The organism is Olleya sp. R77988 (assembly GCF_044594215.1).
Lineage (GTDB): Bacteria > Bacteroidota > Bacteroidia > Flavobacteriales > Flavobacteriaceae > Olleya.
Window position 1 is genome coordinate 2662586 of the sequence record NZ_CP138988.1, and the last position, 16801, is coordinate 2679386.

16 protein-coding genes are annotated in these 16801 nt (G+C 30.4%); 15 read left to right on the plus strand and 1 reads right to left on the minus strand.

Annotated elements, in window-relative coordinates; all coding sequences use genetic code 11:
- Window positions 1–22 precede the first annotated feature (22 nt).
- From SJY17_RS12075 to SJY17_RS12145, 15 genes are all read left to right on the plus strand, one after another.
- Window positions 23–979, plus strand: coding sequence for a D-2-hydroxyacid dehydrogenase (locus SJY17_RS12075; protein ID WP_397362814.1), 957 nt, complete (start codon window positions 23–25; stop codon window positions 977–979).
- Window positions 980–1100: 121 nt separating this feature from the next.
- Window positions 1101–1751: a DUF937 domain-containing protein gene (locus SJY17_RS12080; RefSeq protein ID WP_397362815.1), complete on the plus strand. Its 651-nt coding sequence runs from the start codon at window positions 1101–1103 to the stop codon at window positions 1749–1751.
- Window positions 1752–1852: 101 nt separating this feature from the next.
- A complete protein-coding gene (locus SJY17_RS12085) occupies window positions 1853–2284 on the plus strand; it encodes a DUF6146 family protein (protein ID WP_397362816.1) in 432 nt (143 codons plus the stop codon).
- Window positions 2285–2320: 36 nt separating this feature from the next.
- Window positions 2321–2812 carry a DUF6787 family protein gene (locus tag SJY17_RS12090; protein ID WP_397362817.1) on the plus strand — a complete coding sequence of 164 codons (492 nt, stop codon included), beginning with the start codon at window positions 2321–2323 and terminating at the stop codon, window positions 2810–2812.
- Complete coding sequence (locus SJY17_RS12095; protein ID WP_397362818.1) at window positions 2813–3151, plus strand: hypothetical protein; 339 nt, start codon at window positions 2813–2815, stop codon at window positions 3149–3151.
- A gap of 28 nt (window positions 3152–3179) precedes the next feature.
- Window positions 3180–5576, plus strand: coding sequence for a TonB-dependent receptor (locus tag SJY17_RS12100; RefSeq protein ID WP_397362819.1), 2397 nt, complete (start codon window positions 3180–3182; stop codon window positions 5574–5576).
- 16 nt (window positions 5577–5592) lie between these two features.
- On the plus strand, window positions 5593–6147 hold the full coding sequence (locus tag SJY17_RS12105; protein ID WP_397362820.1) for a type 1 periplasmic binding fold superfamily protein: 555 nt from the start codon (window positions 5593–5595) through the stop codon (window positions 6145–6147).
- A 413-nt stretch (window positions 6148–6560) separates the two neighbouring features.
- Complete coding sequence (locus SJY17_RS12110) at window positions 6561–7520, plus strand: hypothetical protein (RefSeq protein ID WP_397362821.1); 960 nt, start codon at window positions 6561–6563, stop codon at window positions 7518–7520.
- A gap of 351 nt (window positions 7521–7871) precedes the next feature.
- Window positions 7872–9695, plus strand: a complete 1824-nt coding sequence (locus SJY17_RS12115) for a PLP-dependent transferase (protein ID WP_397362822.1) — start codon at window positions 7872–7874, stop codon at window positions 9693–9695.
- Window positions 9696–9945: 250 nt separating this feature from the next.
- Entirely contained in the window at window positions 9946–11016 is a 1071-nt protein-coding gene (gcvT, locus tag SJY17_RS12120) for a glycine cleavage system aminomethyltransferase GcvT (protein ID WP_397362823.1), read from the plus strand.
- Between the two features lie 122 nt (window positions 11017–11138).
- On the plus strand, window positions 11139–11972 hold the full coding sequence (locus SJY17_RS12125; RefSeq protein ID WP_397362824.1) for a sugar nucleotide-binding protein: 834 nt from the start codon (window positions 11139–11141) through the stop codon (window positions 11970–11972).
- Window positions 11973–11996: 24 nt separating this feature from the next.
- Window positions 11997–12290 (plus strand): 4a-hydroxytetrahydrobiopterin dehydratase, encoded by a 294-nt coding sequence (locus tag SJY17_RS12130; RefSeq protein WP_397362825.1) that lies wholly within the window; start codon window positions 11997–11999, stop codon window positions 12288–12290.
- A 15-nt stretch (window positions 12291–12305) separates the two neighbouring features.
- A complete protein-coding gene (locus SJY17_RS12135; protein WP_397362826.1) occupies window positions 12306–14351 on the plus strand; it encodes a carboxy terminal-processing peptidase in 2046 nt (681 codons plus the stop codon).
- Between the two features lie 2 nt (window positions 14352–14353).
- Window positions 14354–15388, plus strand: a complete 1035-nt coding sequence (locus SJY17_RS12140; protein ID WP_397362827.1) for a hypothetical protein — start codon at window positions 14354–14356, stop codon at window positions 15386–15388.
- Window positions 15389–15480: 92 nt separating this feature from the next.
- Window positions 15481–16200 carry a YebC/PmpR family DNA-binding transcriptional regulator gene (locus tag SJY17_RS12145; RefSeq protein ID WP_397362828.1) on the plus strand — a complete coding sequence of 240 codons (720 nt, stop codon included), beginning with the start codon at window positions 15481–15483 and terminating at the stop codon, window positions 16198–16200.
- A gap of 77 nt (window positions 16201–16277) precedes the next feature.
- On the opposite strand, the gene SJY17_RS12150 is transcribed toward SJY17_RS12145, so the two are convergent.
- Window positions 16278–16784: a hypothetical protein gene (locus SJY17_RS12150; RefSeq protein ID WP_397362829.1), complete on the minus strand. Its 507-nt coding sequence runs from the start codon at window positions 16782–16784 to the stop codon at window positions 16278–16280.
- Window positions 16785–16801 lie beyond the last annotated feature (17 nt).

A 16801-nucleotide genomic window follows, 5' to 3' on the forward strand; every position in this document is an offset into this window, starting at 1 on the left:
TAAACCTAAAATAAAAACAAAAATGAAAGTATTAGCAAACGACGGAATCTCACAAAGCGGAATTGACGCTTTAGAAGCTGCAGGATTTGACGTCAATACAACAACAGTTGCACAAGAGCAATTAATAAATTATATCAACGAAAATAACATTATAGTTCTTTTAGTAAGAAGCGCAACTATAGTTCGTAAAGATTTAATAGATGCGTGTTCAAGCCTAAAAATAATAGGTCGTGGTGGTGTAGGTATGGACAACATAGATGTTCAATATGCTAGAGATAAAGGATTAAAAGTTATTAATACACCAGCAGCTTCTTCTCACTCTGTTGCAGAATTAGTATTTGGTCACTTATATAGTATTGCACGTTTCCTTCATAACTCAAACAGAGATATGCCTTTAGAAGGAGATACTAATTTTAAAGGTCTTAAAAAAGCTTATGCAAAAGGAACAGAACTTAAAGGTAAAACTTTAGGTGTTTTAGGATTTGGTCGTATTGGTCAAGCAACAGCAAAAGTTGCGTTAGGTGCCGGAATGAAAGTTATTGCATTCGATCCGTTTTTAGAAACAGCAGATTTAAAATTAGACTTTTTTGATGGACAAAGTGTAAACTTTAACATTAAAACCATCTCTAAAGAAGAAGTTTTAAAACAATCAGATTTTTTAACACTTCATGTACCAGCTCAAAAAGAATACGTTATAGACGAAGCCGAATTTAACATGATGAAGGATGGTGTAATTCTTGCTAATGCTGCTCGTGGTGGAGTACTAAATGAAGTTGCTCTTGTGCAAGCAATAGAAAAAGGAAAAGTTGCTGGAGCTGCTTTAGATGTTTTTGAAAAAGAACCTAAACCAGAATTACAATTACTAATGAATAATGCATTATCATTAACTCCACACATTGGTGCTGCTACAAATGAAGCACAAGATAGAATTGGAACAGAATTAGCAACGCAAATCAAGAGTATTCTGTTAAACGGATAAAAGATACCGTTAAACGGATTTATTTAATTTAAAAAAATAATAAAAAGCTACATAATAACTATGTGGCTTTTTTTTGTACATTACAACTAATAATTTATTAACTATTAATTTTTTTAAAAAAATGGCAGGAATTTTTGACCTACTAAACTCAGATTTAGGTAAAACAATAATTAGCGGTGTTTCTGGATCAACAGGAACAGACCAAGGTAAAACAGGTAGTCTTTTAAACATGGCTTTACCAGTTTTAATGAAAGCAATGGAACGTAATGCGTCTACACCAGAAGGTGCAGAAGGACTTCTAGGTGCTATAAAAGGTAAACATAACGGAAGTATTTTAGATAACTTAGGAGACCTTTTTGGAGGTGGAGTTAACGAGGAAGTAACAAACGATGGTGGTAAAATACTAGGTCACGTCTTAGGAAGTAACCAACAAAATGTAGAAAAAGTACTTGGTGAAAAATCTGGTTTAGATATTGGATCTGTAGGTAACATTCTTAAAGTTGCAGCACCAATTTTAATGGGTGTTTTAGGTAAATCAGCTACTCAAAATAACGTAACAACTTCAAGTGGAATTGGTGATTTATTAGGTGGTTTACTTGGTGGAGCTAGTTCTCAAGGAGCAGTAACAAAAGAGCAAAGTTTTCTAGAAAAAATGCTAGATAGCGATGGTGATGGTAGCATCATAGATGATGTAGCAGGAATGGTTCTTGGAGGTTCTTCAGGAAAATCAGGAGGCTTAGGAGGTCTTCTTGGTGGATTATTTGGAAAATAATAATTTCTTTATATAATATTAAAAAGCCAAGCATTATGTTTGGCTTTTTTTTTGATATAATCACAATATTATATTTTGTATTTTAGTAAAAAGAGACCGTTATGAAAAACTTAATTTTAATTGTAGCTATAGTATTAATAGCATTTAGCTGTGGTACTAATAAAAAAACTACTAAAGCAGACCAATCTTCAGCCCAAGTTGGAGATACTATTACAATTAGTAATGATGAAACGGAGTACGACATCATTATTATTGAACCTGGTTTTAGCAATTGGTTAAGCACTACTGCTAAACCAAAAGGGTTCTATTCTCAACAATATTTAGAGAACAAAAATACGTTTTATGTAACCGCATGGAATAATCGCGTGTTACAACCACAACGTTATAATAGCAATCTCTATGAAATGCAAATAGATTATAGACAAGGTATAGATTATGGCTATGATGTTAATTATCAGCTTTATAATTACTTTGTGTATTTTCAAAACAGATATAGACAAAATCTTTTAGGTGGACGTGTACCTCCAAATTAAAGAGTTTGCATACCTTTGCAATGACAAATAATTGTAATGGAAAAATTTAAAAATAGCTGGCAGATACAACAAAACTGGCAACTCCTATTCCCTATCCTAGGACTTTTTGGATTAATATATTCAAGTTATAGGCTTGCAAACCTATTTGGTGTCAGTAACTTGTTTTTTGTTGTTGCTTTAACCCTAATTATTACTTTTATTTTATTGCAATTTGTTTTATTTCTATTTAAAAAATTAGAATCAAAATGGAAAGTAAAATATAAATGGGAATTGATTCGTATTTTTATAGTGTTTGCTATTACAGGTAGCTCTTCTGTAATTATAGGTAAACCTATTATTAAATGGCTTGGAATTACTAAAGAAAACTTAAATATCTTTATCTATTGGATATTATATATTATTATTGGTATTATTTTCTACCAAATACTTTTAGTGTTTTTAGGTTGGCTATTTGGACAGCATAGATTCTTTTGGGAATTTGAAAAAAAGATGCTTCGTAGATTTGGGTTAGGTAAATTTTTAAATTAATTGAAAAAACAGCAACATATAGTCTTTAAGATAGCTGCAATAGTATTATTACTAGCTGTATTATTACCTTCTGCTGTAAAGTTTGATCATGTTTTTGAGGATCACAAACACGAGGTTTGTACAGATGACCATTCAACAACTCATGTTCATGAAATAGATTTAGAATGCGAATTCTATAAATTTAAACTTAACTCTCACTTTTATACATTTTTAGATAGCTACTCAATAATTATTGAAGACAACTACTCTAAAACAAACAATACATTTTATAACTTTCAGTATAATCATCAGCAATTATCTTTTTCTCTTCGACGGACCTCCTTTTTTAGTTTAAAATAAGTCATTATTTAAACTAATATTTTTTACAATGAAATACTATATAATGGTTTTGTGTTGCTGTGTTTTTAGCATATCACAAAGTCAAAATTGTAATTCTACCTTAACAGGAGAAGTGCATGATTTTCATGATGGTACACCTATTATAAATGCTACCATTTTTATCGAAAGTCTTAACAAACATACTATTACTGATGCTAATGGTCAGTTTTCTTTAAATAACCTTTGTAATGATCAAGTCGTTATTGAAGTTTCTCATCTTGGATGCGAAACTAAAAGATTAAACGTCACAATTAAAGGAGATACATTTTTAGAAATTAACCTAGAACATCATATTGAAGAGTTAAATGAAGTTAAAGTTAAAGGCACTACTAATAAAATAACTAAAACATCTCAAGAAACTCTTTTAAAAACCGATGCTATTGATCGTTTTAGCTCACTTAATTTAGGTGATGCTTTAAAACAGATTAGTGGTGTGTCGTCTATTAATACAGGAAGTACTATAGTAAAACCTGTTATTAATGGATTACACAGCAGTAGGATTATTGTTATGACAAATGGTGTTAGGCTTCAAGATCAAGAATGGGGAATTGAACATGCACCAAACATCGATTTAAATACCGCAGGAAGCATAAACGTAATAAAAGGTGCAAATGCTTTAGCTTATGGTGGAGATGCTATAGGTGGAGTTATTGTATTGAAACCATCAAAAATTAGTTTAAAAGATTCGCTTTACGGAAAAACTATAGTAAGTGGTCATACCAATGGTAAAGGCTATAATCTAAACACATCGTTAACTAAAACGTACAAAAAAGGATGGTATATAGGTGCACAAGCGTCTACAAAACGTTTTGGCAATTTTAAAACTCCAGATTATAATTTAACCAATTCAGGATTAAATTCTAAAGGATTTTCAATTAATGGTGGATTTAAAACTTTTGAAAAAGGGTTTAATGTCTATTATAGTTATTTAGATAATGAAATTGCTATTTTAAGAGCATCACACATAGGAAACATTGAAGATCTTGTTAATGCCATTAATAATCAGCAACCATCAGTAATTGAAGATTTTAGCTATGATATTAATGCACCAAAACAAGAAGTGACACATCATGTTTTTAAAACAGAGTTTTATAAACGTTTTAAAAGCTTTGGACGTCTAGATGTACAATATGATTATCAAAATAATCAACGTTTTGAGTATGATATACGTGTTGGTGATGATAAAGACACACCTGCTATAGACCTAACATTAAAAACACACACTTTAAAAACTAGTTTAAAGTTAGACGCTAAAAATAATATTACCTATAGATTTGGTGTTAATGCTGGTTATCAAAACAATTTTGCTAACCCAAATACAGGTGTCAGACGTTTAATACCAGATTATGATAAATATGACTTTGGTGTATTTGCTATTACCGATTTAAGAATAAATAATGACATCAACTTAGATTTTGGTGTGCGCTATGATTTTAATCAAATTGATGCTAAAAAATTCTATATAACAAGTCGTTGGGAAGAACGTGGTTATGATACCGATTTTTCTGACCTTTTTATAGAAGATTTAGGCACACAATTATTGACTAATCCTGTTTTTAATTATCATAATGTATCTGCATCTGCAGGTATGTCGTATCAATTAAATGATAAAAGCAACTTTATTTTTAATTATGGCTTATCAAACAGAGCTCCTAACCCATCCGAGTTATTTAGTGATGGTTTACACCACTCTGCAGCAAGGATTGAATTAGGTGACTTGCGTTTAAAACAAGAAACATCCAATCGTGTTTCTGGAACGTATAATTATAATAACAAAGGTCTTTTATTAAATGTTGAAGCTTTTTATAATCATATAAGCGATTATATATTTATAGAGCCTACAGGAACAGAACAAACCATTCGTGGTGCTTTTCCAGTTTGGAGCTATAATCAAACTAATGCAGCTTTATATGGATTGGATCTAACTGCAAACTATACTATTAATGACCAATGGTTTGTAAAAAATAAATCGTCTTTTATAAAAGGTAAAGACTTAAGTCAAAATCAAGCTTTAATAGATATACCTTCAATAAAAACAGTAAATAGTATTGGTTATTCTAATAAAAAATGGCTTGACTTTAATACAGAATTACAAAGCGAATTAGTTTTACGTCAAAATGATTATCCAAATAATAATTTTGAAGTCTATATTCCAACAACAGAACAAATGGTATTGGTGGATTTAAGCACTACACCTCCAACCTACCATTTATTTCATTTACAAAGTAATATTACACTAGACTTGTCTAAAAAAACAGATTTAAATATTGGTCTAAATATTACAAATATTTTAAATACTAATTACAGAGAAAACCTTAATAGATTACGATATTTTGCTGATGATCTAGGAAGAAATATTATGTTACAATTAAAATTAAATTATTAACACAAAAACATTAACAATGAAAACTTTAAAACAATTATCACTTATACTTTTAACTTCAATAGTATTTACAGCATGTTCAAACGACGATGATGCTCCAGAACCAGTAAACGAAGAAGAAGTAATTACAACAATGACTGTAACTTTAACACCTAATGCAGGTGGAACTGACATTGTTTTACAAACACAAGATTTAGATGGAAATGGTCCTGATGCACCAGTTGTTACTGTATCTGGCGATTTAGTTGCTGGTACGTCTTACAGTGGAGCAATAGTGCTTTTAAATGAAACTGAAAGTCCTGCAGAAGATATCACTGTAGAAGTTGAAGAAGAAGATGTAAACCACCAATTTTTCTATACAATTGGTACAGGTTTAAACGCATCGATAACATATACTAATTTTGATGCTAACGGAAATGAATTAGGTACAGAATTTACACTAATTACTGGTGCAGCTGGTACTGGAAACTTAACGTTTACTTTACGTCATGAGCCTACAAAACCAAATACTGGTCTTAGTGATGCTGGAGGAGAAACAGATATTGAAGCTACTTTTAGTCTAACTATTCAGTAATTGTTTAATCTAAGATTATTAAAAAAGCACAATCCTTTGGATTGTGTTTTTTTTTGCTCTAATTTTAAAACACGCTTATTAAATAGACTTGACTTTGTCAAAAAAATCAACTAACTTCGAATTTAAACTAACTACTGATATAAATCATTAAAACGATGTCATATCAGTTAAACCGTTGCCATTAATTAGAAAATGATAGACTTCGACAACTTATGGGTAGATATGGAATGTCCAAAATGTGGATATCAAGATGAAATACAGTTGATTGATGCTAAAACTGAGAAAACTATTTACTGCCATAATTGTAAAATTCAAATAAGACTTTCCGATAGTGAAGCTTCTGTCCACACAGGAATTGACAGTATGACGGACGCATTGAAAGAACTTGAAAACACATTAAAGAATTTCGGAAAATGAGCTACTCAAACCATAATTTAAGAACTGATTTACAAGAATGGAAAAACAGATTATATCGAGCACCATACGCTCAATTTGGTAATCAATTAAAATATTTACTCAACAATCTTGATTCGAACTCACAAATAAAGGGACTTATTCAAGAGACGATAATTAAACACACTTATACTAAAGAAGAGTTTGACAAACAGACTGAACGCGAAAGAAGAGGTGTCGATATGGAATTTGAATCCGAAATACACCAAACAGCTTATTGCTATCAATTTCTGAAATATATAATTAAAGAAGCTGGAAATTATAACCTACATAATCTAATTATATTTTCTCGTAGAGATTTCAACGAAACCAAAACCAAAATTGTTGAGGATTATATTTCACCAATAATCTATTATTTACACGATAAGCTTGATAAATCAAACTCAACAATTTACCTATTAGAAAAGTATAAAAGGCGAACAGAATGGTTTACAAAAAAGGAACTTTTCGACAAGTACCAGACAGCAGACAAAAGCTATGAACAAATATTAGAAGATGATTTAAGATTATTCCTTTTTGACCAAGGAATCGACTATCCATTTTCTACACCAACTTCTGCCTCTGGAAGAGCTGATATAATAGGAGAAATTGAAACGGATGACCCTTTGGTAGTTGAGATAAAAATTTTCGACAGAGAAAAAGGGTATGGAAAAGAAAGAATAAAAGATGGATTTAACCAAATCGTAAAGTATGCAAACGACTACAATAAAGACGTTGGTTATTTAGTGATATTTAATATGGACAAAGCTGAATTGAATTTCAATTTAGCTGATAACAGCAATGTTTTTCCGCCATCCATTCAATTCAACAATAAGATTTTTTACTTCATAGTTATAAATTCTGCAAATAATCTCACAGCAAGTAAGTCAGGGACAATTCAGGAAATAGAAATTACGGAAAAAGAACTAACGAAAAAATAACTAATGGCAACAACGTGTATAGTTAATGGCGGCTTACTGCTGAATATCAAGTTCTTGGCATTTAATAAACGAAGAACTAAACCGAAAGTTAAGTACTTTTAAATCCGCCACTAACCATACACAAAACGTTAGTTTAAATTCGAAACTCAAAAAATTCACCTCAAAAAAACATCCTTTTAATCTTCATTTTAATAGTCTAAAATTTTAACGTCTTATTAAGTCAATCACTAAAACTGACTCAATAATTTTCAATACTTTTGTTTGACAAAATTTTAAAAATTCCGCTTGACGGAAAAAAGCATCTAAACATGCTTATTTTTTTTTAAAATTGAACATTATAAAAGATACAGAATGCTAAATTATATAAAAGACGTTATACAAAATATGCCAACAAGTTGGCTAGATTTAACAACACACAGACTAGATATTTATGACGAAAAATTGGCTAAAGTTCAGTTTTTAAATCAGTTTGAGGAGTTGTTTAATAACAATACAACTGACACTAAAGCATTAGACCAATTACCAACTGCTTACGATTATATTAGGTTAGGTCATCCATTATCATGTGTTTTGGAATGGGCAATTGCAAAATTACACAATCAAAAAGCAGACAACATTATTAGTTTTTCGTCAAGGACTACTCCTATCCTATCTATTTTAAGAAAAAATTTATTAGACAATAAAAAGACTCAAATTAATTATTCTGGTCAGTTACCAGAATCTTTTGATGCTGATGTATTGAAAAATATTTATGGTTACACGTTTCAGTTAAACCAAGTAGATAGTGTTGAAGCTATTACTAAATTTGATGGTAGCACTATTTATGTATCGCAACAAGATAATATTTGCCATTTTAATTGTACAACAAACGTTGACTTTTGTATTAATATTAATGAAAATATTGGTAGTGTTTTATTAGTTAATGGAGCAGAAAACCAAAACTATATTGCAGACATACAACATGTACGACGCAGAGAAACCATTGCAATGACACCTGCAGATTGTTTAACTGCTTTAACTATTTTAACAGGTACGAGTACACTTTCAGGTTCAGGTTCTGACCACAATAAAACGGTTGTTTTTGGTACTATTAAAAACATAACAGCTACAAGCACAAAAGCATTAGTAGCTTCTAGTGGATTATCTATCCAATATGCTATTTTAATGGGTTTAATCCATGATGCAGTAGATAACCATAAAGGTAAAGCCATCAAAATAGTGGTACCACCAAATTGTTATGGTGGTACAAATGATCAAGCAAGACGCGTTGCTGCATGCCTTGATAATGTGGACGTTGTGGATTTATTAGTCGATGGAGATAATGACATGGTACAAAGTATAGATACGGTTTTAGCAAGTATTGCTAAACAAGATGCTATACCTTATATTATTGCAGAAATCCCTACAAATCCAAGAGTTGAAGTACCAGACCTTAACCAATTAAAAGCAGTATTAAGTCAACAACGCAAAACTGCAACTGGTAGCATTGCTATAGATCCAGTATTTATTTTAGATCAAACGTTTTGTCCAAATGTGCGCTTTTTAGGCGAAGACAATTTATTGGCTAGCGTAAGAACCATATCATTTGCAAGTGGATCAAAATTCCCGAGTGGTGGACAATGTACAGCAGGTTATTGTGTAGGGAATAAAAAGTCTGAAGCATTAATCGAAAAAATTGAACAACATTTACAACTTTGTGATAATGAAGCTACCAATCTTCAATATCAAATATTGGCAAAGCAATTACCATCCATGAATCAACGTATTGCAGATGCTTATAAAAACACCAGAGCGTTTGTAAACTTTATACAAACACATTTGCCAGAAGCAAAAATTAATTTTGTGTCAGAAGCTTTAGCACAACAAGGGTTTACACCATCTGTATTCTCGTTAGATTTACCAACAAAAGGTAATACTGATGCTGAGCGTGAAACCTACAAAAGAGCTTTAAACTTAAAGCTAATCAATTTAATGATTACCAAAATTCCTTCTGAAAGCAAGTACTGTGTTAGTTATGGACAACTAAAAGGTTGTTATTGGACGATTCCTGCAACATCTACACAAGGAACTACTAAAGAAGGTGATAAAGATTATATAGCACGTGTTGCATTATCTGCTAACATGGATCTAGATTTACATAAAAAAGTATTTTTAGAATTTGTTGAGGGTATTTAAATATGCTTGTCATTCTGAATAAGTTACAAAGAGGAATCTTAATATGATTAGATTTCTCTTCGTGCCTCAGTTTACATAAAAAATCATCTTCACTCCTCTTTTTCAGTACATAAAAACTTTAACTTCATATTAATTCCATTCTTAAAATCAACTCAATAATTTTCAATACTTTTGTTTGACTAATTAATAGTGATTATAATATAAATAAAAAGATTCCCTTCTTTTATGGGAGTAAAAAATATAGTTTCTTATGAAAAACACAGCACTTACAGCTACTCACGAAGCACTTAATGCTAAAATGGTACCATTTGCAGGATACAATATGCCAGTACAATATGATGGTGTAAATATAGAACACGAAGCAGTTAGAACAGATTGTGGTGTATTTGACGTGTCACATATGGGAGAATTTTTAATCTCTGGACCAAATGCTTTAGATCTTATACAAAGTGTGTCTAGTAACGATGCTTCAAAATTAACAGTTGGAAAAGCGCAATACTCTTGTTTACCAAACGATGATGGAGGAATTGTGGACGACTTAATTATCTATAAAATTAAAGATGACCAATATTTAATGGTTGTTAACGCAAGTAATATTGAAAAAGATTGGAATTGGATTAGTGCTAAAAACACTGTTGGTGCAGAGATGCGCGATTTGTCTGAAGACTACTCGTTATTAGCAATTCAAGGTCCAAATGCTGTTGAGAAAATGCAAGGGTTATCTAGTCTTGATTTATCTGCAATTAAATTTTACAATTTTGAAGTTGGTGATTTTGCAGGAATAGATCATGTTATAATATCTGCAACAGGATATACTGGAAGTGGTGGTTTTGAAATCTATTGCAAAAACGATCAGGTTAAGCAAATTTGGGATAAAGTAACAGAAGCTGGTGCAAAACCAATAGGTTTAGCTGCACGTGATACACTACGTTTAGAAATGGGTTATTGTCTTTACGGAAATGATATTGATGATACTACGTCTCCTTTAGAAGCTGGTTTAGGTTGGGTAACAAAGTTTACTAAAGCGTTTACTAATCATGAAGCTTTAGCAGACCAAAAACGTCGTGGTGTAGATCGCAAACTAGTTGCTTTTGAGCTAGATGAAAGAGGTATCCCAAGACAAGGTTATGACATTGTAGATGGACAAGGTAAAAAAATTGGAGAAGTTACTTCTGGAACCATGAGTCCAATGTTAGGCAAAGGTATTGGATTAGGCTATGTACCAACCATATTTGCTGATGTTAACAGTAAATTAAACATCCAGATACGTAAAAATGCAGTTCCAGCTACTGTTGTAAAACTTCCGTTTTATAAAGGATAAAAAACAAAAATAAAATACGATGTCAGCTTGAGCCTGTCGAAAACTAATCTTTTAATATTTTTAAAAGACTTCGATAAGCACATCCTGACATTTTATTTATAATATAGACGTTATAACCTATAATGACACAAACAAAAAATAACAAACATCGTATCCTAATTATTGGTGCAAGTGGTTTTTTAGGTAAAGCCATTTATACAGAGTTATGTGGTTATTTTAATACGTTTGGTACTTATCGTACAGACAATTTAGCGTTTAGTAAAAATCAGCATTATTTTCAGTATGACATTGAAGAGGATGATATTTTTGAAATATTAGAGATCGTAAAACCAACAATAATTATTTCTGCGCTTCGCGGAAATTTCTCTGCACAAGTTATTACACATTTTCATATTGCAGAATACTTAGTTGCAAATAACAGTAAGTTGTTTTTCTTATCTTCTGCAAATGTATTTGATGCCTATAGTAAGTTTCCTAGTTATGAAAATGATAAGACGCTAAGTCATAGCATGTATGGTCATTTTAAAATTAAGATAGAAAACATGCTATTGCGTTTACCAAAACGTCAAGTAGCAATACTAAGATTACCAATGGTTTTTGGAGCACAATCACCAAGAATACAAGAAATTAAGGTATTCGCGAAAGCGAAAGAACCTATTGAAGTTTTCCCAAATTTAATAATGAATGTCACAACAGACACTAAAGTTACACAACAAATTCATTATATGATTAACCAAAATAAATCTGGAATATTTCATTTAGGAAGTTTGGATTTAGTGCATCATGATGATTTTATAAAAGAAATTACCATGTCTCTTGGCATCTCAAAACCACTATTTAAACAAGTCTTTACAACCAATGATGATCGTTATTTGGCTGTTTTAGCAAAAACAAATAAGCTACCAAAACACTTACAATTACTAAGTCAAGATATTTTATCCGAATTAGAAGTATAAATTTCTTATTTTTAAATAAAATTTATGACTTTACTTACAGAAACCGAAATAGAACAGCGTTTATTAAGACTTCCTGATTGGGAATATTATGATAATGCCATTCAAGCAGAATTTGAATTTGAAAACTTTAAAGACTGCTTTAGTGCAATGAGCAGAATAGCTTTTGAGTGCGAAGCATTAAACCATCATCCAGAATGGACTAACGAGTATAATGTGCTTAAAATAATAATTACAACTCATGATGCTGGTGGAGTAACAGATAAAGATTTTAAATTGGCTTTAGCAATAGAACATATTGTTGAAGAAGACGACAATTAATTTAATTTACTATTAATGCTCAAATCTATAATTTTTAGCCTACTCTTTCTTGTTATTCAAAGTAGTTTCTCTCAAACAGATTCGTTGTTTTGTCAGCAAATAAAGGCTATAACTGGTATTGTAAAACAACAACACTACCAACCAAAAACTATTAATGATAGTTTATCCAAAGGTGTTTTTAACCTGTTTTTAAAAGCAATAGATCCTGATAAAGACTTTTTGCTAGCAACAGATATTACTGCACTTAAAAGTGATGTATTACTGTTTGATGACTATTTAAATTCAGAAAATTGCAATTTTGTTTTAAAATATAAAACGTTGTTAGAGCAACGCATTTTGGATACAAAAACAATACTTGAAGATTTAAAAACAACTAAAATAGATTATTCTGGAAGCCTAACCTTACAATACACTCCTGATAAATACCAAACCTATTTTAAAAATAATGAAAGATTAAAAATTGGCTTAACAAAGCGTGTTGCTTATAAGGTTATTGCAAAACTAGCAGATCAATATCCTGACATTACAGATTTAAAAGCCAATTTTTTGGCTTTAGAGGACACTACAAAGCAAGACATTATTAAAAATGAGTTGTGTTTATTATCAGAATTAAGTAATACAACAGGTGGAATACAACGTTTTGTGGAAGAGGCTTTTTTAAATGCTTTTTTACATTATCACGATCCACATTCTGTTTTTTTTAATCCAACAGAAAAACTAATTTATGAAGATGGATTATCCAGCAACCAATTGTCGTTTGGTATAGTTACAGATAAAAACAATGAAGGCAAAATTGTTATTGACCATGTTGTTCCTGGAAGTTCTGCTTTTAACAATGGTAATTTTGAAGATGGTGACACCATATTATCATTAACAGCAAATCAAAACACTTTAGAAGTTACTTGTGTGTCTAATGAAGAAATTCAGGAGTTTTTAAATAAAGAAGACAACACAACTATTTTATTTTCTTTAAAGAAAAAAAATGGAACGGTTCAAAACATCACGATTTCTAAATCTAAAATTAAAGTAGAAGATAATGCTATTAGAGGTTATTTAATTGGAGAAGAATCCAATTTAGGATATATAAAAATCCCTAGTTTTTACACCAATGATGAGACTTTAAATGGTAGAGGTTTAACCGCAGATTTTGCTAAAGAATTGTACAAACTTCAAAAACAAAACATTCAAGGTTTAGTTATTGATTTACGCTTTAATGGTGGTGGATCTATGCAAGAAGCTATTGAGCTTACAGGAATGTTTATAGATCGTGAACCAGTAATAATTGTAGAGTATAATACCAACGAAACCGTTACTATAAAGGATTATAAACGCGGTACTTTTTTTGACAAACCAATAATTGTTTTAGTCAATAATTTTAGTGCATCTGCATCAGAGTTATTTGCATCTGCAATGCAAGATTACAACAGAGCAATAATTGTAGGAGCTAAAACACATGGTAAATCTAGTGCACAAACCATACTTCCTTTAGATCCAAACAATAGTATTGGGTTTTGCAAAATTACTGTAGAAAAATTTTATCGTGTTACTGGTCAAACACATCAAGCACAAGGTGTCATCCCAGACGTTATTTTACCTTCAATTTATGATGATTTAGAAAGTGGAGAAGCCTTTTACAACTATGCATTACAACCAACAAATGTAGAAGTAAAACTAGCACATAGACCATTAACTATAAATAATTTAGAGCAAATTAAGGCTAATACAAAAAAACGTTTAGATGCCAATATTAAGTTTAATGCTATAAAAGAAAATAACAAAAAACTTAAAAATACAATTTTTACAAAAGGAGAAAAATACACATTAACGTTAGATAATGTAATAAACAGAAGACAAGAAAAAGAAGTGCTTTATAATAGTATTTTTTCTAGTAATACTGACTCGTTATTAAAAGTAACTAATACAAATTCTACACAAGAATTACTAACCTATAATGATGATGAAAAAGTATTAAACGATGCCATACTTAAAAATATTTCTGAAGATTTATATATTTCTGAAACTTTTAATATTTTACAAGACCTAATTAAACTTAACAATTAATAATGAAAAACTTTAAACATTACATTGCATTAATTACCATTATCATTGCTTTTCAAGCCAATGCTCAAACGTTTAAAACTGCTAATGACTATTTAACGTTTATATCAGACCAACAAGAATTAGTAACCAAAAACATGTGGAAATACACTAAAGCAGTTGCCCATAGCAAAAGTCCTCGATCCATTTCTGGTAAACGAAATACATTATTAAAATCCATGCAAAGAGGAATTACAAAAATTGAAAAAGCGCAAGGTTTTGAAGGTGATGACTACAAAAATAAAGTATTGACGCATATGCGTTTAAATGAAAACTTATTAAAGCAAGATTATGCCAAAATAATAGATTTAAAAGAAGTTGCAGAGCAATCCTATGATTTTATGGAAGCCTATATTTTAGCTCAAGAATTAGCAGATAAAAAAATGGCTGAAGCACAAGAGCAATATGAAAAAGACTTTTATGCTTTTGCAGCTAAACACAATATTAATATTATAGAAAGCGAAAGTGATTTAGGAAAAAAAATGAAGATTTCTAATCAAGTGTTTGACCATAAAAATGACTTATACTTAGTATTCTTTAAAGTATATATTAATGAAGTTTATCTTTGGGAAGCTATTGAAACTGGAGATATTAATGCCATCCAACAAAATTCAAACGCTTTAAAACAAACTGCTACAGAAGGATTAGAAATTTTAAAAGAGCAAAAATTATATAAAAACGACAAAGCAATTGTAGTTGCAACAAAAGCAACTTTTGACTTTTTTATTGATGAAGCGACTAATAAAATACCACAGTTAACAGACTTTTTAATCTTAAATGAAGACCTAAAATCTATAAAAGCAACATTAGATAAAACACCAGAAAAAAAACGCACTAAAGCGCAAATAGATGGTTTTAATAAAAAAGTAAAAGCAGTTAATAAAAAACTAGATGCTTACAATAAGACTAATAATGCTTTAAATCTAGCACGTCAAAAAGTATTAAACCGCTTAAACAATACTAATGCAAACTTTTTAAGCAGACACATTCCTAAAGATTAAGTACAACGTATTTATATTTTTTTAAATTTGTGAAATAGTAACAATAATAATCTAGATTTTCGCTGTAGCGGAAATAATAAAAATAAAATAGAATGGGAAGAGCTTTTGAATTTAGAAAAGCACGTAAAATGAAACGTTGGTCTGCAATGAGCAAGGCTTTTACACGTATTGGAAAAGATATTGTAATGGCAGTTAAAGAAGGTGAACCAGATCCAGATAGTAACTCACGTTTACGTGCAGTTATCCAAAACGCCAAGTCTGTAAACATGCCTAAGGACAATGTGCAACGTGCAATTAAAAAAGCAAGCGAAAAAGGACAAGGAGATTATAAAGAAGTGGTTTTTGAAGGTTACGCTCCACATGGTATAGCAGTATTAGTAGAAACTGCAACAGATAATAATACACGTACAGTTGCAGATGTTAGAGCTTGCTTTAGTAAGTGTGATGGTAGTATGGGAACCTCAGGTTCTGTAGTATTTATGTTTGATCATACTTGTAATTTTAGAATTAATGCAGAAGGTTTAGATCCTGAAGAACTAGAATTAGAGTTTATAGATTTTGGTGCAGAAGAAGTCTTTGCAGATGATGATGGAATTTTAATTTACGCACCTTTTGAAAGTTTTGGAGCTATCCAAGCAGAATTAGAAACACGTGAAATAGAAATATTATCCTCTGGATTTGAACGCATACCACAAGTATTAAAAAAACTAACTCCAGAACAAGAAGCAGATGTAGAAAAACTACTGGAAAAATTAGATGATAATGATGACGTACAAAACGTATATCATACTATGGAAGAAAGTGGTGAATAGTTATATAATTACACTTAATTTATAAAAAAAAGCGACCAAATTAGTCGCTTTTTTTATTGTGTACTTTTAAACTATTTTTATTCATATCTCAATGATCTAACATCCTTAACAATAGAATCAAATACAAATTCATTTTTATTTATTGGTAAGTAAAATAAATCTGGCGCATAACTATTTAAAACAGCTAAAACTCCATATTCTTTATTAAACAATATTAATTCGGTTCCGTCAACTTCAGGATATAATAATCTAAACTTTTTAAAAGTTACTTTTTCCTGATTAAACTTTATATCAACTGTTCCTTTTTCTTTAAACTCATCATCAAGAAAACTTATTAACTTGTTAAGTTTTGGATAATAATTAAACTCCATATCTTTTTCGGATTTTTCAAGGTTATTAAAATAATGCTTAATTAACGAATCCGTTTTTTTAACCGTCTGTCGATATATCTGTTTATTCATTAAAGAATCACTCCAAAAAACATATAATTCTTTGTCATAAATAGAAGAATCTACTTTTTTATTACAACTGATTGTTGCAAAAAAAGTTAGAATTATTAATAATATATAATGCTTATTCTTCAATTATTTTAAAAGCTTAA

What these genes read in the sequence shown, in the direction of transcription:
- SJY17_RS12130 (WP_397362825.1), top strand. Translation starts at nt 11,997, where the DNA reads ATGACTTTACTTACAGAAACCGAAATAGAACAGCGTTTATTAAGACTT.
- gcvT (WP_397362823.1), top strand. Translation starts at nt 9,946, where the DNA reads ATGAAAAACACAGCACTTACAGCTACTCACGAAGCACTTAATGCTAAA.
- SJY17_RS12085 (WP_397362816.1), top strand. Translation starts at nt 1,853, where the DNA reads ATGAAAAACTTAATTTTAATTGTAGCTATAGTATTAATAGCATTTAGC.
- SJY17_RS12105 (WP_397362820.1), top strand. Translation starts at nt 5,593, where the DNA reads ATGAAAACTTTAAAACAATTATCACTTATACTTTTAACTTCAATAGTA.
- SJY17_RS12100 (WP_397362819.1), top strand. Translation starts at nt 3,180, where the DNA reads ATGAAATACTATATAATGGTTTTGTGTTGCTGTGTTTTTAGCATATCA.
- SJY17_RS12110 (WP_397362821.1), top strand. Translation starts at nt 6,561, where the DNA reads ATGAGCTACTCAAACCATAATTTAAGAACTGATTTACAAGAATGGAAA.
- SJY17_RS12115 (WP_397362822.1), top strand. Translation starts at nt 7,872, where the DNA reads ATGCTAAATTATATAAAAGACGTTATACAAAATATGCCAACAAGTTGG.
- SJY17_RS12075 (WP_397362814.1), top strand. Translation starts at nt 23, where the DNA reads ATGAAAGTATTAGCAAACGACGGAATCTCACAAAGCGGAATTGACGCT.
- SJY17_RS12090 (WP_397362817.1), top strand. Translation starts at nt 2,321, where the DNA reads ATGGAAAAATTTAAAAATAGCTGGCAGATACAACAAAACTGGCAACTC.
- SJY17_RS12080 (WP_397362815.1), top strand. Translation starts at nt 1,101, where the DNA reads ATGGCAGGAATTTTTGACCTACTAAACTCAGATTTAGGTAAAACAATA.
- SJY17_RS12125 (WP_397362824.1), top strand. Translation starts at nt 11,139, where the DNA reads ATGACACAAACAAAAAATAACAAACATCGTATCCTAATTATTGGTGCA.
- SJY17_RS12145 (WP_397362828.1), top strand. Translation starts at nt 15,481, where the DNA reads ATGGGAAGAGCTTTTGAATTTAGAAAAGCACGTAAAATGAAACGTTGG.
- SJY17_RS12140 (WP_397362827.1), top strand. Translation starts at nt 14,354, where the DNA reads ATGAAAAACTTTAAACATTACATTGCATTAATTACCATTATCATTGCT.
- SJY17_RS12135 (WP_397362826.1), top strand. Translation starts at nt 12,306, where the DNA reads ATGCTCAAATCTATAATTTTTAGCCTACTCTTTCTTGTTATTCAAAGT.